Annotated in this window: 23 protein-coding genes; 19 read left to right on the top strand and 4 right to left on the bottom strand. The window is 48.3% G+C overall.

Annotated elements, in window-relative coordinates:
- Positions 1-45: 45 nt before the first annotated feature.
- The 6 genes from ppsA (at position 46) to ACFQNG_RS09000 (ending at position 8,834) form a co-directional block, all read left to right on the top strand.
- On the top strand, positions 46-2,718 hold the full coding sequence (gene ppsA / locus ACFQNG_RS08975; RefSeq protein ID WP_379864582.1) for a phosphoenolpyruvate synthase: 2,673 nt from the start codon (positions 46-48) through the stop codon (positions 2,716-2,718).
- 319 nt (positions 2,719-3,037) lie between these two features.
- Entirely contained in the window at positions 3,038-4,654 is a 1,617-nt protein-coding gene (locus tag ACFQNG_RS08980) for an ATP-binding protein (RefSeq protein WP_379864583.1), read from the top strand.
- Positions 4,651-5,358 (top strand): response regulator, encoded by a 708-nt coding sequence (locus ACFQNG_RS08985; RefSeq protein WP_379864584.1) that lies wholly within the window; start codon positions 4,651-4,653, stop codon positions 5,356-5,358. Before ACFQNG_RS08980 ends, ACFQNG_RS08985 begins: the two co-directional genes overlap by 4 nt.
- Positions 5,359-5,512: 154 nt before the next feature.
- Positions 5,513-6,532, top strand: a complete 1,020-nt coding sequence (locus ACFQNG_RS08990) for a tripartite tricarboxylate transporter substrate binding protein (protein ID WP_379864585.1) — start codon at positions 5,513-5,515, stop codon at positions 6,530-6,532.
- A 307-nt stretch (positions 6,533-6,839) separates the two neighbouring features.
- The gene (locus ACFQNG_RS08995; protein WP_379864586.1) at positions 6,840-7,289 is read left to right on the top strand and encodes a tripartite tricarboxylate transporter TctB family protein; all 450 of its coding nucleotides are present in this window, start codon (positions 6,840-6,842) and stop codon (positions 7,287-7,289) included.
- A gap of 15 nt (positions 7,290-7,304) precedes the next feature.
- Positions 7,305-8,834 (top strand): tripartite tricarboxylate transporter permease, encoded by a 1,530-nt coding sequence (locus ACFQNG_RS09000; protein ID WP_379864587.1) that lies wholly within the window; start codon positions 7,305-7,307, stop codon positions 8,832-8,834.
- A 50-nt stretch (positions 8,835-8,884) separates the two neighbouring features.
- Here ACFQNG_RS09000 and ACFQNG_RS09005 read toward each other — a convergent pair whose 3' ends face one another.
- Positions 8,885-9,250 (bottom strand): hypothetical protein, encoded by a 366-nt coding sequence (locus tag ACFQNG_RS09005; protein WP_379864588.1) that lies wholly within the window; start codon positions 9,248-9,250, stop codon positions 8,885-8,887.
- Between the two features lie 129 nt (positions 9,251-9,379).
- On the opposite strand from ACFQNG_RS09005, the gene glsA reads away from it, so the two are divergent.
- Both glsA and ACFQNG_RS09015 read left to right on the top strand, forming a co-directional pair.
- Positions 9,380-10,291: a glutaminase A gene (gene glsA, locus ACFQNG_RS09010; RefSeq protein ID WP_379864589.1), complete on the top strand. Its 912-nt coding sequence runs from the start codon at positions 9,380-9,382 to the stop codon at positions 10,289-10,291.
- A 108-nt stretch (positions 10,292-10,399) separates the two neighbouring features.
- Positions 10,400-10,681, top strand: a complete 282-nt coding sequence (locus tag ACFQNG_RS09015) for an Fpa/YlaN family protein (protein WP_379864590.1) — start codon at positions 10,400-10,402, stop codon at positions 10,679-10,681.
- A 223-nt stretch (positions 10,682-10,904) separates the two neighbouring features.
- Here the strand turns inward: ACFQNG_RS09015 and cax are convergent, their stop codons facing one another.
- Entirely contained in the window at positions 10,905-11,966 is a 1,062-nt protein-coding gene (gene cax / locus ACFQNG_RS09020) for a calcium/proton exchanger (protein WP_379864591.1), read from the bottom strand.
- A gap of 226 nt (positions 11,967-12,192) precedes the next feature.
- Between cax and ACFQNG_RS09025 the strand changes: the two genes are divergently transcribed.
- Together ACFQNG_RS09025 and ACFQNG_RS09030 are read left to right on the top strand one after the other, a co-directional pair.
- Complete coding sequence (locus ACFQNG_RS09025; RefSeq protein ID WP_379864592.1) at positions 12,193-13,011, top strand: NYN domain-containing protein; 819 nt, start codon at positions 12,193-12,195, stop codon at positions 13,009-13,011.
- A gap of 125 nt (positions 13,012-13,136) precedes the next feature.
- The gene (locus ACFQNG_RS09030; protein WP_379864593.1) at positions 13,137-13,508 is read left to right on the top strand and encodes an Asp23/Gls24 family envelope stress response protein; all 372 of its coding nucleotides are present in this window, start codon (positions 13,137-13,139) and stop codon (positions 13,506-13,508) included.
- 51 nt (positions 13,509-13,559) lie between these two features.
- Here ACFQNG_RS09030 and ACFQNG_RS09035 read toward each other — a convergent pair whose 3' ends face one another.
- Positions 13,560-13,904, bottom strand: a complete 345-nt coding sequence (locus ACFQNG_RS09035) for a YugN family protein (RefSeq protein WP_379864594.1) — start codon at positions 13,902-13,904, stop codon at positions 13,560-13,562.
- A 188-nt stretch (positions 13,905-14,092) separates the two neighbouring features.
- On the opposite strand from ACFQNG_RS09035, the gene ACFQNG_RS09040 reads away from it, so the two are divergent.
- From ACFQNG_RS09040 to ACFQNG_RS09080, 9 genes are all read left to right on the top strand, one after another.
- Positions 14,093-15,256, top strand: a complete 1,164-nt coding sequence (locus ACFQNG_RS09040; RefSeq protein ID WP_379864596.1) for a M20 metallopeptidase family protein — start codon at positions 14,093-14,095, stop codon at positions 15,254-15,256.
- 141 nt (positions 15,257-15,397) lie between these two features.
- The gene (locus ACFQNG_RS09045) at positions 15,398-15,841 is read left to right on the top strand and encodes a CBS domain-containing protein (RefSeq protein ID WP_379864597.1); all 444 of its coding nucleotides are present in this window, start codon (positions 15,398-15,400) and stop codon (positions 15,839-15,841) included.
- A gap of 327 nt (positions 15,842-16,168) precedes the next feature.
- Positions 16,169-16,549, top strand: coding sequence for a cupin domain-containing protein (locus tag ACFQNG_RS09050; RefSeq protein WP_379864598.1), 381 nt, complete (start codon positions 16,169-16,171; stop codon positions 16,547-16,549).
- Between the two features lie 108 nt (positions 16,550-16,657).
- Complete coding sequence (gene spoVAC, locus ACFQNG_RS09055; protein ID WP_379864599.1) at positions 16,658-17,134, top strand: stage V sporulation protein AC; 477 nt, start codon at positions 16,658-16,660, stop codon at positions 17,132-17,134.
- A 13-nt stretch (positions 17,135-17,147) separates the two neighbouring features.
- Positions 17,148-18,191 carry a stage V sporulation protein AD gene (gene spoVAD, locus ACFQNG_RS09060; RefSeq protein WP_379864600.1) on the top strand — a complete coding sequence of 348 codons (1,044 nt, stop codon included), beginning with the start codon at positions 17,148-17,150 and terminating at the stop codon, positions 18,189-18,191.
- Positions 18,175-18,789 (top strand): SGNH/GDSL hydrolase family protein, encoded by a 615-nt coding sequence (locus ACFQNG_RS09065; protein WP_379864601.1) that lies wholly within the window; start codon positions 18,175-18,177, stop codon positions 18,787-18,789. The genes spoVAD and ACFQNG_RS09065 overlap by 17 nt, the downstream gene beginning before the upstream one ends.
- Before the next feature lie 155 nt (positions 18,790-18,944).
- The gene (locus ACFQNG_RS09070; RefSeq protein ID WP_379864729.1) at positions 18,945-19,787 is read left to right on the top strand and encodes an SPFH domain-containing protein; all 843 of its coding nucleotides are present in this window, start codon (positions 18,945-18,947) and stop codon (positions 19,785-19,787) included.
- Positions 19,784-19,969, top strand: a complete 186-nt coding sequence (locus ACFQNG_RS09075; protein WP_379864602.1) for a type II toxin-antitoxin system antitoxin — start codon at positions 19,784-19,786, stop codon at positions 19,967-19,969. Before ACFQNG_RS09070 ends, ACFQNG_RS09075 begins: the two co-directional genes overlap by 4 nt.
- A 77-nt stretch (positions 19,970-20,046) precedes the next feature.
- Entirely contained in the window at positions 20,047-21,132 is a 1,086-nt protein-coding gene (locus ACFQNG_RS09080) for a S8 family peptidase (RefSeq protein WP_379864603.1), read from the top strand.
- Here ACFQNG_RS09080 and ACFQNG_RS09085 read toward each other — a convergent pair.
- Positions 21,129-22,466, bottom strand: coding sequence for a hemolysin family protein (locus ACFQNG_RS09085; RefSeq protein ID WP_379864604.1), 1,338 nt, complete (start codon positions 22,464-22,466; stop codon positions 21,129-21,131). The two genes, ACFQNG_RS09080 and ACFQNG_RS09085, sit on opposite strands and share 4 nt — an antisense overlap.
- Positions 22,467-22,468 lie beyond the last annotated feature (2 nt).

Raw genomic sequence — 22,468 nt, forward strand, 5'->3', positions numbered from 1 at the left:
GGAGCCTAAAGCTGATTTGCTTTCTTAATCAAAAGGGGGATCGAAATGGTACAGTATGTGCTGAACTTTAATGAGATCGATAAAACAAGCCTACCTTACGTTGGGGGTAAGGGAGCCAATCTGGGTGAAATGAGTAAGGCTGGTTTTCCGATTCCGAAAGGATTTTGTGTGACGACTGCCGCTTACCGTTCTTTTATTGAAACAAGCAGTGAAATGGATGAACTGTTTAATCTCCTTGATCAATTAGACCCCAACCAGCTGGATCACCTTCAGCAATTAGGCAAACGGATTCGCGATCATCTTGAGTCATTGAGTATGCCGGACGATATTCGATCTGCGATTTTGCAAGCATGGAAAGAGACAGGGGCCGAAGCCGCTTATGCCATTCGATCCAGTGCTACCGCTGAAGACTTGCCGACAGCCTCCTTCGCGGGGCAACAAGATACCTATTTAAACGTAAAAGGTGAAGATCAACTTCTCCAAGCCATCCAAAAGTGTTGGGCTTCCTTATTTACAGACAGGGCCATTTCTTATCGTATGAAAAATGAATTTGCTCATCGCTCGGTTTATCTGTCGGTTGTGGTACAGCAAATGGTTTTTCCCGAGGTTTCGGGGATTATGTTTACGGCAGATCCCGTGACGGGGCATCGAAACACCATCTCGATCGATGCCAGCTTCGGGCTTGGAGAAGCGCTTGTCTCTGGTCTTGTCTCGGCTGATCTGTACCAGGTTTGCTCCGGGAAAATTGTAAAGAAGCAGGTCGCCGAAAAGAAGATAGCCATTTATGCATTGCCGGAAGGCGGTACGATCACCCAAGATGTACCACCAGATAAACAAAAGGAACAGGCACTTTCCGATGAAAAAATAGTGGAGCTGGCAAAGTTAGGAGAACAGATCGAACATCATTATGGATCAGAGCAGGACATTGAGTGGGGATTGGCGGGTGGAAAATTATTTATTCTGCAAAGTCGCCCGATAACCTCTTTGTACCCACTTCCACCCATTCAAGATGACTCCAAAATCCATTTCTTCATTTCCTTTGGGCATCAACAAATGATGACCGAAGCGATGAAGCCGTTAGCCATTTCAATTTGGCGCACATTATTCCCATTTGGAAAAAGAAAGTTCAGCGCTCAAAGTGATGCCATGCTGGCGGCTGGTGGGCGATTGTTTATTGATCTGACGGAGCTGTTATATTGGAAACCCGCTCGAAAAATAATTCCCATCGCGTTAAGCAATATTGATGAATTAATCAGCAATGCCAGTATCCAATTCATGCAGCGTGAACAATTTCAAAAGGAAGCCGTTCCAAATAAGCAGGTAAGCAAAAAAGCCCGGCAATTCGTGAAACTGGTTTTGACCAATATAATCAAAAACATTCTGTTTCGAGACCCTTCCCAATCTATTCATCTGTGTGATGAGTATATGGAAAGGTTGGTTCAGAAAAGCAAAGAGGAAATGGCACAGGTGTCAGGTGCTGACAGAATCAAATGGATTCAAGAAAGTGCAGGGAAGTTGCTACCGACCCTTTTTCAGGAGCTCTTTCACTACCCCGTCTCTGGAATACTGGCATTCAAACTGATCCAACATTGTGCCAACCGTTGGTTGGGAGATGATCGGGAAGTTCATCTGCTCAATAAATCTTTAGCTGGAAATGTCACCAGTGAAATGGGTCTTGCTCTGGGGGATTTGGCAGATATCGCCAGAAAATATCCCGAAGTGGTCGAATATCTGAAGAGCGCTGAAAACCATTCCTTCTGCCAAGGACTTGGCCAACTGCCGGGGGGAGACATTTTTCGGAAAGAATTTGCGCGTTTTATCAACCAATATGGGATGCGTTGCCCAGGGGAAATCGACATCACGAAGCCACGTTGGCGGGAAGCCCCAACGATGCTGGTACCATCGATTGTAAGTCATATTCAAAACCTAAAACCAGGGGAACACCGGGAGAGGTTTAAGCAAGGAAAAATCGAAGCGGAACAAGCTGTTCAGTCCTTGCTCAAACGAGTGCGAATGACGAGCGGAGGGTTGTTGAAACAGAGATGGATGTCTCGGTTGATTACCGTCTTCCGAGGAAACATGGGTGCTCGTGAACATCCTAAATATATCATGGTGTGGCATCTGGATCTTTATAAACAGGCTATTCTGGAAGAAGCGAATCAGCTTGTGGACAAAGGGGTTTTAAACCATCCAACTGATGTGTTTTATCTCACTTTAGATGAGATCCGGATGATATTGGAAGATCGTTTTGCAGAAGATGTGCATGAGTTGATAGATCAGCGGAAAAAGGATTATGAACGATATCAAAAGCTTGCTCCTCCCCGTGTCATGACCAGTGAAGGAGAAGTGATTACGGGCAGAAGAGGTGATTCTCAAGCGCCGGCTGGAGCTTTGGTCGGTACGCCTGTATCACCGGGAGTAGTCGAAGGTTATGCCAGAGTGGTGTTAAATCCGGATAAAGCTAATTTACATCCAGGAGAGATATTAATTGCGCCTTTTACAGACCCAGGATGGACGACTCTGTTTCACTCATCCAAAGCCCTAGTCATGGAAGTCGGAGGCTTGATGACGCATGGAGCGGTAGTGGCGCGTGAGTATGGAATTCCCGCTGTTGTGGGTGTAGATGAAGCAACGAAAAAAATCAAAGATGGACAATATATCAGAGTGGATGGAACTCTGGGCTATGTTCAAATATTGGACGCAGAGAAAAATGCTTGATTGAACGTTCTAAAGTGATCAAAGAGTGTGGGGGTATGTATGAGGTATTCAAACGGACGAATATTCGTTTTCTTGCGATTAGAGAATCAACACAGATTTCCTTTATTTTAAAACCATACAAAAACCCTACTCTCAGAACCAGCCAGCCCATTAAAGTGGACTGGCTTTTTCATTGGTAGGTCATGCCGGCGCGGTCAAAACAGAAGTAACCCAAATGAACATGCTTGGATGGAAAAATAGCGTTTGAAATCAAACGAACCGCTTCTTAACATAAAAGTGATAGGGTTTTATAAGTAATGGGCATCAAGTGGAGGGGATTATGCTCAAAAAGAAATGGTCTTTAGAAGCGAGAATGGTTTGGTGGATGAGTGTTTTACTGATTTTGGTAATCGGTTTGCTCGGAGGCACTTATTATGTTTTAATGGTTGATCATATCGAGGAACAAGTGGGAAAACGGGCGCTTGTCATTGCGCAAACTGTAGCGGAAATGCCCGAGATCAAACGTGCGTTTGACGATAAGGAACCATCGCAAACCATTCAACCATTGGTGGAAAAGATTCGTAAACAGACGAAAGCGGAGTTTATTGTTGTGGGAAACAAAAAAGGAATCCGTTATTCTCATCCAATTCCGGAGAGGATTGGCAAGAACATGGTGGGGGGAGATAACGGGAGAGCGTTGTTGCGGGGGGAGTCTTACGTATCCAAAGCCATTGGAAGTTTGGGCCCTTCTTTGAGAGGAAAAGTCCCGATCCGTGATGACCAAGGCAGAGTGATTGGCATCGTATCTGTGGGGATTTTGTTGAGTGATATTGATGAGATGTCCCGCACTTATTTTGCGAGAATGGCCACAGTGATCATTCTTGTGTTTTCGGTTGCTGTGATGGGCGCTACTTACTTGGCAAAGGGGTTAAAAAAATCGATTTTCGGTTTGGAACCCGAAGAGATTTCCGTGTTGTTTCAACAGAGGGATACCGTGATTGAATCAGTGAGAGAAGGGATTATCATGATAGATGGAGACGGAAATTTAACGCTATTCAATCAGGCGGCTGTGGGGATTTTAGGACTTGTTGATTCCAAGCAGGCCATCGGTTCACCGATCCGGACGGTCCTTCCCAATACCCGCCTTTTAGAAGTGCTGCAATCGGGAGAAGCCGAGTTGGATCGTGAGATGAACATCAATGGCAAAGAGATTGTGGTGAACCGTTTGCCGATTCGCAGCTCTGATCAGGTGGTGGGGGCTGTTGCCAGCTTTCGCTTAAAATCGGAGATGGACCAATTAAACGAGAAGCTCTCTCAAGTGAAGCGGTATGTGGAAGCATTGAGAGCGCAAACCCATGAATATCAAAATACCCTCTATACGATCTCCGGACTGATTCAACTAAAATCTTATCAGGAAGCGATTGAACTGATTCACCGTGAGAGTGAAATTCATCAAGATCATGTGTCATGGGTAATGGAGAAGATAGCGGATCCTTGGTTGGGAGCCATTTTAATCGGTTTTTATAACCGGGCTCGAGAGCTTAAGATCGACTTTATCATTGAACGTGAAAGCGGTCTGGGGAAAATTCCGCAATCCATCAGTCATCCGTCGCTCGTTTCCATCCTTGGCAATTTGATCACCAATGCGTTTGAAGCAGTACAGAATTTGGAAGAGGGAGAGCGAAAAGTGAAGCTTTTTATCACTGATATTGGAGAAACCATCTGGATTGAAGTCGAAGATTCTGGAGCTGGCATCCAGGAAGAGCATCTCTCCCACATTTTTGACCAGGGATTTTCGACTAAGTCGTCCACGGATGGGGTCCAGAGAGGATTTGGGCTGGCCAAAGTGAAACAACTGTCGGCTGAGCTGGGGGGAGCCGTCACGATCGAACAAGGAGAATGGGGTGGAGCCGTCTTTGCGGTTGCTCTTCCCAAACAGGAAAGGAAAATGATATGAGCAATCTGAGGCCTATTGAAGTGTTAATTGTGGAAGATGATGCACGGGTCGCCAAAGTGAACCAACGCTTTACGGAAAAAATGGAAGGCTTTCGAGTGGTTGCGATCGCGGCGACGGGTCAAGAAGCCAAAGTGTGGCTGGAGGAGATGCAGCCCCAGCTTGTTTTGTTGGATGTTTATCTCCCTGATATGAAAGGAATTGAGCTTGTCTGGCATATTCGGCAACATTACAAGCAAATGGATATCATTATGATCACTGCGGCGGAGGAAATCGAGGTCATTCAAGATGCACTGCGGGGTGGTGTATTTGATTATCTGGTAAAACCTGTGCTCTTTGACCGTTTTAAGCAGAGCATGGAGAAATACCGGTTGCATCTGCAAACCCTTTCCTCCCATCAAAGGTTGGACCAAAAACAAGTGGATCAACTATTGGGTCATGTGCAGGAACCCATGTCGGAAACAAGTTTAGCCAAGGTCCTTCCCAAGGGGATCGATCCTGTAACCTTGGAGAAAGTGGTGCAGGCGGTTCAAGAACATGCTGAGCAAGGATTGACGGCGGAACAGGTTGGCAATTATTTGGGAGCCAGTCGCACCACAGCGCGTAGGTATCTGGAGTATTTAGTGTCGATCAAACGAATTCGCGCCGATCATACCTATGGAACGATCGGCAGGCCAGAGCGGAAATATTATGCCGAACAAAATTGAACAATCCGTGAACAAAATGAACAAAATGCGCTTTATCTTTTTTAGTCTTTTTATTTGCCTTAACTATGTTTTCAACCCCTCTCCATGTACAGTAGAAATAGCACTCAATCCTTTTTACACGATAATGAAAGCGCTCACATCGGGAGGGGTTCAGATGAAAAAATTCTCCACAGTCTTATTGGCGGGAATGTTGGCCCTTGGTCTCACAGCCTGTTCACAAAAGCCCAATTTCGCCGGAAGCGGGGCGGGTTCCAGTGGCTATCCAAGCAAAGCCGTTACGATAGTTGCCCCATCTGGTGCGGGTGGAGGCTGGGATCAGACGGCACGTTCCATCAGCAAAGTGTTGCAAGAAAGCAAATTAGTGAATCAATCCATCATTGTTGAAAACAGGCCGGGTGGTGGAGGCGCTGTTTTCTTGGCGGAATACGCCACCCAAGAGAAAAAGAATGACTACAAACTGTTTGTCAACTCGCCGCCCATTTTAATCAATCATCTGAAAAAAGAGGGGAATAGCCCGTTTGGTTATACTGATACGACTCCGCTCGCCCAATTGACCAAAGACTATGGAGCCTATGTGGTCAAAGCTGATTCGCCCATAAAAGATTTGACCTCGGTGCTGGGCGAGCTGAAAGCCAACCCGACGAAGGTTACCTTGGCAGGGGGCTCCGCTCCCGGTTCGATGGATCATCTGGTTGCGATTTTGCCCGCATTCAAGTCCGGCATTGATGCAAAAAAACTCAAATATGTCTCCTATGACGGCGGTGGGGAAGCCATTGCGGCTCTATTGGGTGGAAACGTGGACATGATCGCGACTGACGCCTCCGCAGTAGGCGAGTATAAAAAGGCCGGCAAAGTGCGGGTTCTCGCTGTCACCGCTCCAGAGCGCTTGGGTGGCGAGCTGAAAGACGTTCCAACTTTAAAAGAATTGGGGATCAATGATGCGGAGTTTACGATTTGGCGCGGTGTTTTCGGTCCGAAAGAGATGACGCCGGAAGCGAAGAAGTTTTGGGATGAGAAGCTGAAAGCGTTGTCCGAAAATGAAGCATGGAAAAAAGAGTTGGAAGCGAAAGGCTGGCAGAGTGAGTATAAAAATTCAGATGAATTTGCCGCTTTCTTGAAAGAGCAAGATCAGCAGGTTCTTGAACTTTTAAAGGCATTGGGAATGAGCAAATAGAGGATGAAAAAGACAGCCGGGAAGGAGACATGATCTCCTTCTTGCAAAAAAATGACAAACCCTGAAAGAGGAAGATTTTTGAAAGCGGAGTGACTGGGAGCTGTTAATCAAGCGGAGTGCCGAATGAAGGAGGAAAGCGGGCAACTCTAAGAACGACAGTGACTTTGTCCGCGCCTGAGTTCGGCGACGGAGCTACTTCCCGATAAGGCGACCAAGGAACGAAGACTCAAAAATCGACTCCAGGGACACTGTGTAGCAAGCTCGGGAAGGAGACATGATCTCCTTCTTTTTAGAAGGGGGAGGCAAGGTGAGTCGTTCGTTTGATCGATATGCAAGCGTCGTGTTTTTGCTCATCGGCATCATTTTTATTGTGGAAAGCAGGAGGTTTTCATCCACCTCTTACGGGAGTGGAGTGGGTCCTGACTTATTTCCGACGGGCCTTGGCATCATCTTGATCTTATTGAGTATTCGGCTTTTTTATGAAACATTTCATTATCCGTCTGACAGTAACGGAAAGCTGAAACTGGATTGGAAGAGATTTGGCATCGTGCTCATTGCGGCGATTGGTTACGCGCTCTCTTTGGAGTGGATCGGTTATGTGTTGGCTACATTTCTCTTTTTGCTTATCGGATTTCAAACCATGGAGAGGGGCAAATGGCTGAGCTCTGTCTTGATCTCCGCCCTGTTTTCATACGGTGTTTATTATTTGTATGTAAATGTCCTACAGGGAACGCTTCCTGCCTTCCCGTTGTTTTAGAGAGGCGGTGACACTATGAATACATGGGAATTTTTATATAACGGATTTTTAGTCGCTTTGCAGCCGGAAAACCTGATTTATGCATTTATCGGTGTGTTGATCGGAACAGCGGTGGGCGTTCTGCCCGGAATAGGACCGATGAGCGGGGTGGCGTTGTTAATCCCCATCACGTCCACTCTTACCTCGGGAGCCACCCCTGAAGAGGCGGCAGCGAGTGCGATCATTTTGTTGGCGGGAGTTTATTACGGGGCGATGTACGGTGGATCAACCACTTCCATTCTGTTGAATACGCCTGGGGAGTCTTCATCCGTCGTCACTGCCCTTGATGGGTACCAACTGGCAAAACAAGGACGCGCCGGCTCCGCTTTGTCCATTGCGGCGATCGGCTCTTTTGTCGCTGGGACAGTCTCCCTGATCGCACTTGTTTTTCTGGCTCAACCACTTTCTGAAGTCGCCATCCGATTCGGCCCGGCCGAGTATTTCTCCTTGATGATTTTGGGTTTATGCGCGGTGAGCGGCCTCGCCGGCAAATCGATGACGAAAGGACTTATCATGACCGTGGCGGGACTCTTGCTCGCCACAATCGGCATCGACAATGTATCTGGAGTGGCCCGATTCACTTATGACCTGCCGATCCTGTATCAGGGATTGGAGTTTTTGACGGTTGCCGTGGGGCTGTTTGCTTTAGGTGAAGTGTTTAAAACGATTTTGGAGAAAGAAAGCAATGATGGCCATATCGCGAAGATCGGACGGGTCACTCCCACAGCAAAAGATTTAAAAGATAGTGCTGGTCCCATTGCAAGAGGATCGTTGTTGGGATTTTTCATCGGGGTCCTTCCCGGAGCCGGTGCCACTTTGGCCTCCTTTTTCTCCTATATCTTAGAGAAGAAGCTGAGCAAAAACCCCCACAAATTTGGAAAAGGAGCGATTGAAGGCGTGGCGGCGCCGGAGTCGGCCAACAACGCCGCTTCAGGTGGGGCGATGGTTCCTTTGTTAACCCTTGGCATTCCGGGTTCTGGCACAACGGCGATTCTGATGGGAGCCTTGATCATGTATAATGTGCAACCCGGACCGCTGTTATTTGATGAACACCCGCAGGTGGCTTGGGGACTCATCGCCAGCATGTTCATCGGGAACCTGATGTTATTGGTTCTCAACATGCCCTTGGTGAAGGGTTTTGCCAAGATTATTGAGACTCCGCCGAAATACTTGATTCCGATTATTATCGCGATTTCGTTCTTTGGTGTGTATGCGGTGCAAGTGAATACGTTTGATCTCTTTTTATTGATAGGCTTTGGGATGATTGGATACTTTTTGGCGAAAAATGATTACCCTCTTGCTCCGTTGGTGCTGGGTCTTGTGCTGGGACCGATGATTGAAAACAATTTGCGCCGTGCGTTAACGGCTTCAAATGGAGATTGGAGCATTTTTGTCACCCATCCGATCTCAGTGACCTTTCTGATCATTGCCGCACTCTGGTTAATCATTCCATTCATCTTGAGGTTGCGCGGCAAAAGCGTGGTGGTCAATGAAGAGGGGGAATGACCAAAAAATGGATGAAGGAGACATTCCAGTGGGGATGTCTCCTTTTCCTTTTACACCAGTTCCAGTTCTCGAATATGACTGATGGGTTGTTCTTTGTTGCTGCCATCGGCGAGATAGAGCAGGGCCGGTCCCCCTTCGCGGATTGGCCGTCCGTCTTTCGCGAAGCAGAGGAAGGCAGATCTTGCCTGTTCCAGCGTCAGGGTGACCGCGTCTCCCTGTTCACGATGGCAGACGACCTGGGTGACTTTCGCATCCGGTTCCGCTTTATCGAGGTAAGGACCTAGTTCCATCGCCAATCCTTCCGTACCCGCTATGCGTTCGCCTAGCTGAAACCGGCGGTCATCCAAGATCCAGATGGTGGGATCCAAGTTGATGCGAAAAGCGACTTTTCCAGTGATAAGAATGATTGGACTCATAAGCAAAGATAACCCCTTTTGCTATGTAAAGGATTCCAGTCAATGTCCATTATAACAGATGTTCAAATATCTATGCGCTGAATCGGAGAAGATAAAAAAGACATAAAGTGGAAATAGGGAGGAAAGCGCATGCAGCAGACGTTGGAACAGTTGATTGAAGCGTGTTATTCGCTAACGGGTGAAGGAAACTGTGCCGAATACATTCCGCTTCTCGCTGAAGTGAACCCCAAGCAGCTGGCGATTGCCATCATCACCCATGACCATCAGGTTTATCAAGCGGGTGATTACCAGGCTCTCTTCACGTTGCAAAGCATATCCAAAATATTCGCTTTGGCTTTGGCCGTGATGGACCAGGGGGAAGCGAAGGTGTTTGACAGGGTGGGCATGGAACCGACGGGGGACCCGTTCAATTCGATTTACAAGATGGAGATCTTTTCGTATGAAAAGCCGTTAAACCCGATGATCAATGCGGGAGCGATGGTGGTGACATCCATGATCAAAGGACGGACGGCGCAGGAAAAAGTGGAGCGCCTGTTGGCTTTGTTACGGGAAATGACCGGAAACCCCAAGATCGATATGGTCGAGGAAGTGTATCAGTCTGAAATGGAGCATGCCAATCGCAACCGGGCGTTGGCTTATTATTTGAAAGAACTGGGGTTGATCGAAGATGTGGAAGCCACATTGGAAGCGTATATCCGGCAGTGCGCGATACAAGTGACATGTGAAGATATGGCCCGGATGGGTTTATGCTTGGCCCGATATGGAGTCACTGATCGGGGAACGCCGTTAATTCCAACAGCCATTTCCAAAATGCTGAAAACATTTATGGTGACGTGTGGGATGTATAATTCTTCCGGTGAATTTGCCATCAAGGTGGGTATTCCAGCCAAAAGTGGCGTGTCCGGTGGGATATTGGCCGCCGTTCCAAACCGGATGGGGATCGGCGTCTTCGGTCCCGCCCTGGATCGGAAAGGAAACAGCGTGGCGGGTGTGAAATTATTGGAAGAGCTATCGAAGCGTTTTGATTTAAGCATTTTCTAAGCAGTGTTTTTTTTGCAAAGAAATGTTGATCGTGATAAACTATTTTTAGTGTACAGTATGGGCCGTTACTTATAGACCGATCGGAACGGTCGCTGGGGGGGGGTTACTTTGACCACGCCAACACAGACCGATTTAAATCTAAAAGCCTTACAACTCTTACAAGAGGATGCAGAAAAGATTGCTCAGCTGATTTCAGTGCAATTGCAGAACTTGACTTTGCCTAAATGTCCTCTATACGAAGAAGTGTTAGACACCCAGATGTTCGGTTTGTCTCGCGAAATCGACTTTGCTGTTCGAGCTGGACTCATCACTCGCGACCAAGGTCAACAGATTATTCATGATCTTGAACGGAAATTAGCTGATCTTTATACGAAAATACTCCCAACGTAAATGGGAGTGTGAAAGTTTGACTCCAACCAATGGAGTCTTTTTTTACATCTGTGCTAGCGAGAAACCCCTTGGCTCCAGCTGTGGGGGTGATACGTCGGACGAGGGGGGCAACCCTCCCTCGTCCGACATTTTTTCTAACCTTGAAGAATAACTCTATAAGTTATATTTCTGCTACTTAGAACAAAAAGCGGAGCTTCCCGACCGGGAAGCTCCGCTTCAATGATTAAACCACGAAGAATACCGTACCCAAGATCACATACACGATCAACAGCAGGCTCCCTTCATACCAGTTGGTTGAACCGTCGCGGGAGATGGAAGCGGCGATAAAGGCGGATACGGCGATGGCGGCGATTTCATAGGTACTGAAGATAATATTCATGGGGTTGCCGAAGAGCCAGCTGACAAACACCAACACCGGTGCCACGAATAAGGCGATCTGCAAGCTGCTGCCAATCGCGATTTCCACGGCTGCCCCAATGCGGTTTTTCATCGCCAAGAAGACGGCCGCGCTATGTTCCGCCGCATTCCCGATAATGGCGATCAAGAAAGCGCCGACAAACAATTCAGACCAGCCGAGCGCGTGGGCAACGGCTTCCACACTATGTACGAGCCATTCACTCTGCAGCGCCACAAAGACAGTGGACACGACAAGCAAAAGGATGGAAACCCCTTTGGACCATTCGGGTTCTTCCCCTTCCTGGTGATCAGGCATGCCATCGATTTTTTCGCCCAATTCTTCCTTATGGGTGACAAGGGAGAAATAAAGCCATAAGAAATAAGCAAGAATGAGAACGCCAGAGATGATCAAGCTGACCATGTTGATCTCGCCTGTGGGCAACTTTTGCAGGAACACCGCAGGCACAAATAAGGCAATGACCGCAAGCATCATCAAGGAAGCGTTGTGGCCCGCCAACATGGGATTGAATTCTTGGGTTTTGAATTTCAGGCCGCCCGCGAATAAACTAAGCCCCAATACGAGGAGCAAGTTCCCGATGATGGAACCGGTCACGCTCGCTTTCACCATGTCAAAAAAGCCTTCTTTGACAAGGAAGATTGCGATGATCAATTCAGCTGCGTTGCCAAAAGTCGCGTTGAGCAACCCCCCCAACCGCTCGCCCGCGTAGTGGGCCACGTTCTCGGTCGCTTTGCCCAACATGGCTGCCCAGAAAAGCAAGGAAAAACAGGCCGTCGCAAATTGCAAAGGTTGGTTGTGCACGGCATAATGGACAACCGCGCTGATGATGGTGGATAAAATAAGTAACGGATAAAACCATTTTTTGGTCAAGGCATTCACCCCTTATTTAGTATTGCCGAACGACCTCGCAATTCATCCATCGACACAATCAGATAAAAAGGTGGTACATACTACCCCATCTAGCATACGAAACCGTAGAAAAATGTCAAATTCGATCAAAGAACGTTTGAGACGATTTTGGGCCATTATGGCAGGAAAACACTTGAAAAGATCGAAATAATTCAACATGCTTGAAAGATGGGAAAGGAGGGGAATGATGGGCAGCAAAGTTAAGGATACAGCGATATTTATTGATTTGGAGAATGTGTACTACGGATTGAAAAAATATCATATGGATCCCGATCATCCTGATGAGACACATAACCTTTTTCTTAGGTTGCAAGATTTTTATGGCCGCGATTCCATTCGAATGGTTGAAGCATATGCCGACTTTGAGCAACTGGAGCTATCCATGATGAGCTTGCAGAAGAAGCGCGTTCACGTGCATCAGGTATATGGAAACGGGCGGGACGGCAAAGAGAGGAAAAATGCCGCGGACATCCAACTTTGTTTGGATGCGATGGAAGTGTTGTACCAAATTCCAGAAATCAACACTTTTGTGATAGTCAGCGCGGATCAAGATATGATTCCGTTATTGGACCGACTCTGGTCCAAAGGCAAAAGGGTTGAACTTTTTTGTTTATATGATGAAAGTTTGTCCAGGTCGGCCCAACTTCATGAGTTTTGCGACAATACCCACAATTTGTTTGAATTTTTGAATATTCGCGAATTCCAAACGCTGTCTCGGGTGGATCGCCTTATCCATAACGCTGTGGTCCAAATTTATGAGTGGTACCATGATCCCAACAACATCGGCAAAAGCTATGGCAGCACTTGGATCAAAAACGATTTCATGAGAAAGTTCCATGTGACGGAATTGGAATCCAATGAATTGTTCACCAAGTTGCTTAAAGGGAAATATATTGTTCCTGTTGAAATTGAGATGGATGATAAAACCTATTATGGCTATAAGGTTAATTTATCTCATCCGCAGGTGCAGATGATGGTAAAAATCGCGGGTTACAAAGTGAGCTGATTTCACAAAAACCGCATGGAAAAACCTTGACCTCACAGGCAATTGGCGCAGGCGGGAAAGATCTGATTTGTGTTACACTACTATTGGGGTAAATTGCGTGCTTCACGAAAAAAGGAGGCATTTGCATGGTTGATTCCAATAGTGGAACCGTTCGCATCGCCGATGATGTCGTCGCTCTCATCGCGGGGCTCGCCGCAACTCAAACGCAAGGGATCAGTAGCATGTCAGGCGGTGTGGCGGATGGGATCAAAAAACGCGTCAGTGGAAGAGGGAACATGCGCGGGGTGCAAGTGGTGGTTGAGGGCAGCCAAGCAAGCATCTACCTGCGGGTGATCGTGCAATATGGATTTAAAATCAATGAGGTTTGCCAACAATTGCAACATGGCGTGAAAGAAGCTGTTGAGATTATGACAGGATTGGAGGTAACGGAAGTCAACGTGCGGGTTGATGGGGTGGAGTGGAAAGAGGAAAAGCAGGGTTCTCCAAGGGAGAAGTGAGAAGAGGGGGAAGCAGTTCCGCCCTCTTTTTGTTCGTATGGGAATCGGCTATTATGAATTCAGCGCTTTTTCCAATTCGGCCAATTTCGCTTCCACTTGTTCTTTCAATCCGGCAGGAACTTCAGCGTTTTGATCCAAACCGTGTGGGAAGAAGTGGCGAACGAAGGTGGGATGATCCAATTCCAACAGCGCTTTGGGATGTTCCAACATTTTGTTGTTGATGACGGTTCCACGTAGACGCAAGTAATAATCCACGCCGTCCAAGGAGTATTTTATCTCATAGGTGACTTTTTCATAATCCCAAGTCCAGCGAACGAATTGCAGTTGCTTCATCAATTTTTCCATTTCGCCAAATTCTTTTTTTATGCCTTTGATTTTTACGTCTTCAATTATCATAAAAAGTGTGCGCCTCCTTTATCTGGCACCGTAGTGAGTCCCTATTAATGATAGTACGAACTTTCCGATCACGCAACCGCAACGCCCGTGACAGAAGTCCGACAACTTGGGAAGATACTTGTCGTTTGTAGGGAATTTCAACTCTTTGGAACCAACCATTTCCATGGGAGAAAGAAAGGAGAAGGAAGATGGATGGATTAAAAAAGCGCATTGAGGAACTCTTTCCGCAAATGGTGGAATGGCGTCGCGATTTTCACCGCAATCCGGAACTCTCTTATCATGAACAAAAAACGCAGCAAAAAATCGTTCGGTTTTTAGAGGAGTGCGGGTTGGAAGTGAAAACTGAGTGGGGTGGTTATGGGGTAACCGGCTATTTGCGGGGAGTGAAGCCGGGTCCCACCATTGCGCTTAGGGCGGATATGGATGCGTTGCCCATTCAGGATGAGAAAATGTGTGAGTACCGTTCGCAAGTGGATGGGGTGATGCACGCTTGCGGCCATGATGGACATATGACGATGTTGATGGCGACGGCCCAAATTTTGTGCGAGCGTCGGGAAAGTTTGGCGGGGAATGTTCTGTTCCTGTTCCAACATGCCGAGGAATTGTTGCCCGGAGGGGCGCAGCAGATGGTGAAAGCGGGAGTGCTGGAAGGCGTTGACGCCATTTTCGGCATTCATCTGTGGACACCTTATCCGGTGGGGACGATTAGCCTTTGCAGCGGCGAAATCATGGCGGCGGCCGATTCATTTGAAATCGAAGTGGTCGGAAGGGGAGGTCACGGCGGCGTGCCGCATCAAGCGACGGATGCAGTGATGATTGCCGCACACGTGATCACCAACTTGCAAACGATCATTTCTCGCCAACTCGATCCGTTGGAGTCCGGTGTGATTACCGTCGGGGCGATTGAAGGCGGAAACGCATTTAATGTGATCGCGGAACGTTGTCGGTTGAAAGGGACGGTACGCAGCTTTAAGCGCGAGATCCGTGAAATGCTTGTGAAGAGGATGGAAGAAGTGATTCAACACACTTGCCAGATGTATGGTGCGGATTACCGATTTCATTACGGTTGGGGTTATCCCCCTGTAGTAAACCATGAAGAGCAAGCGGGGCAGATGATGGAAATCGCCCGAAAAGTGGGAACGTTCCTGCCGATGAAACCGATTATGGGCGGGGAAGACTTTGCCTATTATCTGGAACAAGTCCCCGGAGCTTTTTGTTTCGTCGGGGCGGGCAATCGAGACAAAGGAATCGCCGCCCCACATCACCATCCCCAGTTTGATATTGATGAAGATGCCTTGAAAGTGGGAGTCGAGTTATTCGTGCGGTTGGTTGAAGAGCAACTTGTCCGATAAAGCCCCCGCTTGCGGGGACAGACCACTTCGCCCACGGGGTCAGCCTGTCACAAGCGGGCAACGCTTGGGTGCCGCGGTTAAAAGATGCCAGGAATGACCTGGTGAAATCGGGTAAAGATAGAAGCAAGGGGGGATCTTGTGATGCATAAACTGCGCGATATCATGTCTAAAAATGTGACATCGGTCAGACCGCAAGAAAATGTGTTTAGCGTGGCCAGAAAAATGCGGGAACAGAATATCGGCATGGTTCCAGTTATGGAAAATGGCCAGTTGAAAGGGATCGTGACCGACCGGGATCTTGTGACACGCGGGATTGCCCAAAAAAAACCCAACTCCGGCAACGTTGGTGATATCATGTCAACCAACATCGTTTGCGGAACGCCGGACATGTCAGTGGCCGAAGCAGCCCAATTGATGGCCGAAGCGCAAGTGAGACGTCTCCCGGTGGTGGAGAATAATCAGGTGGTTGGAGTTGTTTCTCTCGGGGACATGGCGGTAGAGCAGCCTTATCAAAATGAAGCGGGCCAAGCGCTGAATGAGATTTCGGAGACGCACAACCCGCATGCATCCAATGATCTCCAATAATGATTTGTGGGCTACCAGTTTATGCTGGTAGCTTTTTGCTACCATCGGCCATTTTCCCATTCGCATCGCCATCCACTGGATTAAGGTTTTGTCGCTCATAAAATAATATGGATCCTTTGGGGGAGTGCGACAAGCGTAAAGGTGTCCGGGGCGAAATGCGATCGGTTGTAGTGTCAGTGAAACCATATATGAAGGCCGATGTGCTGTGGCGGCTGGTGCAATGAGGAAAAATGGCGCATGAACCCGTTTGCGACCCTGTTCGCCCATTCAAAAAAGATGAATGGACATGCTTGAAAGTACTTGATGTTTGGGTGGATTCAGGCTAAAATGAGCAAAAAATTCGAAGTGGGGGTTAACCAGGTGAACAAGACCTATGCGATCCGGAGTAATGAACGGGATTATATTCAGGTTGGCTGTGGCGTGTCATTATCCTATTTGCGCAAGGAAGTGGATGACTACAGCCTATTGTTGAAAATGGAACCGGGGAGCCGTTTTCCCATGCATGGGCATCGCGGGGGCGAGCAAATTTTTGTGGTGAGTGGCCATGTGCAAATCGGAGAGATGGAATTGCACCAAGGCGACTACTTTTTTACCCCGCTTGAATATACTAAATCGTTGGAGACAAAGGATGGATGCACACTGTTGGTTAGTTCGACGAAGGAAGTGGATGCTTCTCGCTTATCCTCGCATGCGGATACAACCGTTTGAAAACTATGGCCGGACACTCTGTCAAGACAGGGTGTCTTTTTTGTGCATAAAGAGCCCTGAAAAACTGCACGATAAAAGAAGATAAGCGATAAGGAGAGAGTAGCGAAAGTGAGCGCAACGACTTCAAACAATCAACAAGCGAAGCAACAAGCCTATCACAAACTTGCCCAAAAGCATCAACCTAAACCGAAAGTGCTGGCCAATTGCGCGAAAGCGTTTGTGGTTGGCGGAGTGATTTGCACATTGGGGCAAGCCCTGATGCAGATGTATATCCACTGGTTTGGCTTTAAACCTGACAAAGCGGGTGATCCAACGGTGGCGACGTTGATTTTGCTCTCGTGCCTGCTCACGGGCTTGGGAGTATATGACCGGATTGGACAATGGGCGGGAGCTGGAACGGCTGTGCCCGTCACGGGATTTGCCAACTCGATTGCCTCGGCGGCACTGGAACATCGCGCAGAAGGGTATGTGCTTGGTGTGGGAGGCAATATGTTCAAGTTGGCGGGTTCCGTCATCGTGTTCGGGACGGTTACCGCTTTCTTTGTCGGGATTGTCCACACCATTCTCGGTTTGATTACCACATAAGGGGAAGAGGTTCATGGCTAGTAAAAAACTTGGGCAGAGCACTTGGAAGTTCGCAAATCATGTTCACGTTTTGGCCAGCGCCGCCACAGTGGGACCCATGGAAGGCGAAGGAAAACTGAAAGACAGCTATGATCGGATCTACCCCGATTTGTATGCGGGACAGGATTCCTGGGAAAAGGCGGAGCGCACCATGATGGAAGATGCGGTGGAAATTGCCATACAAAAAGCGAGGTTGCAGGGGCAGGAAATCGATGTGTATTTGGCCGGCGACCTGCTGAACCAAAACATTTCCGCCTCATTTTCGGCCAATACGAATCAAATCCCCTTCATGGGGGTATATGGCGCATGTTCCACTTCCATGCTATCCCTTTCTTTGGCGGCGGCGCTCGTGGATGGGGGCTATGCCCGGTATGCGGTCGCAGCGGTCAGCAGCCACAACTGCACCGCGGAAAGGCAGTATCGCTATCCGACCGAGTATGGGGGTCAGAAGCCGGATACGGCTCAGTGGACGGTGACTGGTGCGGGTGCCTGTGTGGTGGGTTCGGCCCGTCGCGGTCCGCGGATCACCCATGCGACGATTGGAACTGTAAAAGATTTGGGGATTAAAAACCCGTTTGATATGGGGTCAGCAATGGCTCCCGCGGCGGCAGACACGATCAAAAAGCATTTTCAGGACACCGGTCGGTCTCCCAAAGATTATGATTTGATTGTGACGGGGGACTTGGCCTCTGTCGGTCTGCCCATCGCTCGTGAATTATTGGAGAAAGAGGGCTATATCATGGGGGAGTCTTTTCAAGACTGCGGCTTGATGATCTACACATCTGAGCAGGATACATTTGCCGGGGGAAGCGGCTGCGCCAGCAGTGCGGTGGTCACCTATGGCCATTTGTTGCATGAAATGATCAAGGGTGCATATCAGCGAGTGTTGGTGGTGGCAACAGGAGCGCTGTTAAGCCCGGTTTCTTATCAACAGGGCGAATCGATTCCTTCCATTGCCCATGCCGTTGCCTTTGAAATGAATGAGGGAGAGGGGGATGCGGATGCCGGAGCGTACTAAACCCGTTTCCTATCTCGCCTTGGGCGATTCATTGACTGAAGGCATTGGGGCGGAAAGTCCGACCAAAAACTTTGTGGCCCAGTACTTTCAACATCTTCGACATTCCGACAAGTGTCATATGCGCAATTGGGGTGTATCGGGCATGACCTCGAAAGAGCTGTTGAATTTGGTGAAAAATCCCGGACTTCAACGGTTGTTCCCTGAGTTGACTCATGTTTCCGTCACCACGGGCGGATGTGACTTTATTGATCTCTACAGGAATGGCACCTTAAGTTTGCCGAACTTGTATATGACCTCTCGGAGGGTCGTCGATCACGTCAAGCACATTCTATCCATTTTCCGCGTGAACAATCCTGAATCCAACATTGTTCTGTTGGGTTTCTACATCCCGCCACCGGCTTATGAGTTAGGCTTTCAAACGGCATCCACGCTCGTGCAGTGGATGAACAGCACGTATGAGAAGATTTGCCAAAAGTTTGGCTGCCAATTTCTCAATCCCTATGAAACTTTTTTGCATCGACAAGATTATTTTTGTGATGAGGTTCATCCCAATCAACAAGGGTATGATGAGTTGGCCAAGCTGATTATTCAATCGTAACCTGTACTATTATCGTTTTCTTCCGACTGGAAGAGAAGAGCGCCATCCTTTCTGTTAACCAAAACGGATAGGGTGGTTTTTTTGTTATCAAGATGATATCATATGTATATAATATTGATAAATTTTCCGAAAAAGGGGGCATATTTGTGAACCGAATTGAAGAGAAACGAGCCTGGAAAGTAAATGGATTTCTCATGCTTCTGCTGGAACCGATTCTGTTGTTTAGTTCCATTTATCTCTTTTCGGCTGAACAGCTTATCGGCTTGATTCCCTTTCTGCTCTTTATCTTATGCGTGCCTGGGTTTGTGCTGATCCAGCCAAACGAGGCAAGGGTGTTGACCTTTTTTGGCCGATATGTGGGCACGATCCGGGAGGATGGGTTTTTTTGGACGAACCCCTTTGTGGCCCGCAAGAAGATCTCACTGCGTGTGCGCAACTTTCACAGTGACAAAATCAAAGTGAACGATGCCGATGGGAACCCGATTATCATCGGTGCCGTGATTGTGTGGCGTGTCGTTGATTCGGCGAAAGCCATTTTTGATGTGGAGAACTTCAGCGCGTTTGTCGATGTGCAAAGTGAAACGGCGATTAGGGCCTTGGCCAGCCGGTTTCCTTATGATAGCCATGAGGATGGGAATCCTTCGTTGCGCGGGGCTCCGGAAGAAGTGGCGGAAACACTGCGCAACGAATTGCAGGAGCGGTTGGAGATCGCCGGGGTGGAAGTGTTGGAAGCGAGAATCAGCCACCTCGCCTACGCGCCAGAAATCGCGCAGTCCATGTTGAGACGTCAACAAGCCCAAGCGGTGATTGCCGCCCGCCAACAAATTGTTGAAGGGGCGATGGGTATGGTTCAGATGGCATTGGTCCATTTGGAGGAGCAAGGAGTTGTTGAATTGGACGAAGAGAGAAAAGCGGCAATGGTGAACAACCTCTTGGTCGCCCTGGTGTCTGAAGGAGAAACGACGCCAGTGATCAATACCGGCTCGCTGTACACATGAGTGGAGGAAAAAAACGCTTTCTCCTCCGGATCGATCAGCAACTCTATGATTCTTTGGAAAAATGGGCGGCGGATGAATTCCGCAGTGTAAACAGCCAAATCGAGTACCTGTTAAAAGAAGCGGTGCGGCAATCAGGAAGATTGCCAAAAAAACGAGTGGAAAATGGGGAAAGCGATACCTGAAATTCAACGGATTCTCTAGAGTAGCAATCCAAGCAAAATCACCCCTTTATTCATAACTAGAATAAAGGGGTGATATAATGTTAGCGATAAACTGGCAAAAACCAATTCAAGGTGTTATTCGTCCACACTTGTTAACTGGGCCAGCAGGGGATCAGGTCGGACAGTGTAACTGCGCTGATTGGATGCCGCTGGGTTCAGCTAACAACAACGGGAAACCAACAAGTACCATTAAACAGCCGCGAAACGCCAAGCCGTTGGCACACACGGGCCTCCGTTTGCCTTATTTCAAAGTGGAATGTGTCCTGACGAAAGCGCGAATTTTCGATCAGCGCCGGGCGACAACCCGCCAAATCACTCCCTGGAATATAACCCGTGTGATTGGAAAAGGTCGGGTCAATCATGGGAAAGGTGTGCGAGTGGCGGTATTGGATACGGGGATTGACTTAAAGCACCCTGATTTGGTGGCCAATATCAAAGGGGGAATCAATATCATTGATCCCACTCGCTATCCGCAAGATGACAATGGACACGGGACGCACATTGCCGGGGTGATCGGCGCCCTGAACAATCACTTTGGCGTGGTGGGCATCGCTCCCAGAGTTTCCTTGTATGCGGTAAAGGTATTGGACGCCAGCGGAAGTGGCACGATCTCCAATCTGGTCAAGGGGATAGAATGGGCGATTGCCAATCGGATGCATATTTTAAATATTAGCATCAGTGGAGGGAAAATTATCCCACCCGCTTTAACGCTAGCGATCCAAGCCGCAACCAATCGTAATATGTTGGTGGTGGCGGCAGCGGGAAATGCCGGCAATGCGGCTGGTATGGGGGATACAGTCGAAATACCCGCCCGCATTCAGCCGGTGATCTCTGTTGCGGCGTTGACGAGAGCCAATCGGCGCGCCAGTTATTCGGCCACGGGAAAAGTGGATATTGCTGCGCCCGGTTCGCAAATTTTAAGTACTTATTCAAATGGCCGCTATGCTGTGCTGAGCGGCACTTCGATGGCAGCGGCCCATGTGACTGGCGTGTTGGCCATTTATCGGGCGGTTTATCCGCGTGCGTCAGCATCAACATTGAAAAATTTGTTATATGGTCGTGCGATCGATTTGCCGCCGCAGGGAATTGACTCTTATACAGGTAGGGGATTAGTCCAGATCTAATCTTCCGTTTGGGGTGTCTGCGCCACTTCGGAAGGGAGTGATTTGACCAATAGGCGCGTCACGCGTCTTCCTTCCATTTCCTGTACGGTAAAACGATGATCATAAGCTTCCACCATCGAGCCGATCTGGGGAATCTCCTGCAATTGTGAGAAAAACCAGCCACCGATGGTATCATTATCTTCGTCTTCAATCTCAATCTGAAAATGTTCATTTACTTCTTCGATGAGCAGATGGGCTGAAATGGATGTTTCATCCCCTTTTTTTTGAAAAAAAGGACGTTCGTTATCAAATTCGTCTTGAATTTCCCCCACAATTTCCTCGACGATATCTTCAATCGTGATTAATCCCGCTGTCCCACCGAATTCATCGATGATGAGGGCGAGTTCGGTGTGATGTTTTTGGAGGGTTCTTAAGACATCTTTGATTTCCATCCCTTCAGGAACATAAACAGGGGGACGTACCACATCACTCAAATCCGGAACCTGCTGATTCACAATGGCCCGATAGACATCGCGAATATGGATGATGCCCAAGATATCATCCTTGTCCTTGCCGCATAACGGATAACGGGTAAAAGGGCTTTTCTGAATGATCTCCAGGTTTTCCTCCAATGGGCGGTCTTGGTATAAGCAGACCATGTTGACGCGGGGAACCATCACCTCCCGGGCAATGCGGTTAGTAAAATCAAAAATGTTATCGAACAGCGAGAGTTCGGTTTGATCGATGATGCCACTTTTATGGCTTTGTTCCACCAGCATCCGAATTTCTTCTTCGGTATGGGCTTGTTGATGGTCGGGCACCAATTCGACGCCGAGCCATTTCAAGACAAGGTTCGCCGCGCTGTTTAAGAGCCAGATGGTCGGTTTGAAAATGACGAAGAACCAATGCAAAGGTTTGGCTGTCCACAAGGAGGTGACTTCCGCTTGCCGAATCGCCAATGACTTTGGCGCCATTTCGCCAATCACAATATGCAGAAACGTGATGACCGAGAAGGCGAGCACAAAGGAGATGATATGGGTGAGCGTGCTCGAGACTCCCAGCCAAGCGAGCGCTGGGGTGATCAAACGGGCCAAAAAGGGTTCGCCAAGCCATCCCAAACCAAGTGAAGCCAAGGTGATTCCCAGTTGTGTCGCCGATAGATACGCATCCAAATTGGACAGGATTTTTTCGGTGGCTTTGGCGCGGACGTTTCCTTCTTCGCTCAATTGGGCAATCCGGGTGTGCCTCACTTTGACAATAGCAAATTCGGAAGCGACAAAAAAACCGTTCAACAAGACAAGAAAAAGGATCGCACTGAGCTGCAATACAAATATCAGGATATCGGTTGCCAACATGA

The sequence above is a fragment of the Laceyella putida genome (assembly GCF_042665195.1).
GTDB classification, from domain to species: domain Bacteria; phylum Bacillota; class Bacilli; order Thermoactinomycetales; family Thermoactinomycetaceae; genus Laceyella; species Laceyella putida.

Coding starts and splice junctions, on each gene's coding strand:
- ppsA (WP_379864582.1), top strand. CDS start 46: ATGGTACAGTATGTGCTGAACTTTAATGAGATCGATAAAACAAGCCTA.
- ACFQNG_RS08980 (WP_379864583.1), top strand. CDS start 3,038: ATGCTCAAAAAGAAATGGTCTTTAGAAGCGAGAATGGTTTGGTGGATG.
- ACFQNG_RS08985 (WP_379864584.1), top strand. CDS start 4,651: ATGAGCAATCTGAGGCCTATTGAAGTGTTAATTGTGGAAGATGATGCA.
- ACFQNG_RS08990 (WP_379864585.1), top strand. CDS start 5,513: ATGAAAAAATTCTCCACAGTCTTATTGGCGGGAATGTTGGCCCTTGGT.
- ACFQNG_RS09000 (WP_379864587.1), top strand. CDS start 7,305: ATGAATACATGGGAATTTTTATATAACGGATTTTTAGTCGCTTTGCAG.
- ACFQNG_RS09005 (WP_379864588.1), bottom strand. CDS start 9,250: ATGAGTCCAATCATTCTTATCACTGGAAAAGTCGCTTTTCGCATCAAC.
- glsA (WP_379864589.1), top strand. CDS start 9,380: ATGCAGCAGACGTTGGAACAGTTGATTGAAGCGTGTTATTCGCTAACG.
- ACFQNG_RS09025 (WP_379864592.1), top strand. CDS start 12,193: ATGGGCAGCAAAGTTAAGGATACAGCGATATTTATTGATTTGGAGAAT.
- ACFQNG_RS09030 (WP_379864593.1), top strand. CDS start 13,137: ATGGTTGATTCCAATAGTGGAACCGTTCGCATCGCCGATGATGTCGTC.
- ACFQNG_RS09035 (WP_379864594.1), bottom strand. CDS start 13,904: ATGATAATTGAAGACGTAAAAATCAAAGGCATAAAAAAAGAATTTGGC.
- ACFQNG_RS09040 (WP_379864596.1), top strand. CDS start 14,093: ATGGATGGATTAAAAAAGCGCATTGAGGAACTCTTTCCGCAAATGGTG.
- ACFQNG_RS09045 (WP_379864597.1), top strand. CDS start 15,398: ATGCATAAACTGCGCGATATCATGTCTAAAAATGTGACATCGGTCAGA.
- ACFQNG_RS09050 (WP_379864598.1), top strand. CDS start 16,169: ATGAGCAAAAAATTCGAAGTGGGGGTTAACCAGGTGAACAAGACCTAT.
- spoVAD (WP_379864600.1), top strand. CDS start 17,148: ATGGCTAGTAAAAAACTTGGGCAGAGCACTTGGAAGTTCGCAAATCAT.
- ACFQNG_RS09065 (WP_379864601.1), top strand. CDS start 18,175: ATGCCGGAGCGTACTAAACCCGTTTCCTATCTCGCCTTGGGCGATTCA.
- ACFQNG_RS09075 (WP_379864602.1), top strand. CDS start 19,784: ATGAGTGGAGGAAAAAAACGCTTTCTCCTCCGGATCGATCAGCAACTC.
- ACFQNG_RS09080 (WP_379864603.1), top strand. CDS start 20,047: ATGTTAGCGATAAACTGGCAAAAACCAATTCAAGGTGTTATTCGTCCA.
- ACFQNG_RS09085 (WP_379864604.1), bottom strand. CDS start 22,466: ATGTTGGCAACCGATATCCTGATATTTGTATTGCAGCTCAGTGCGATC.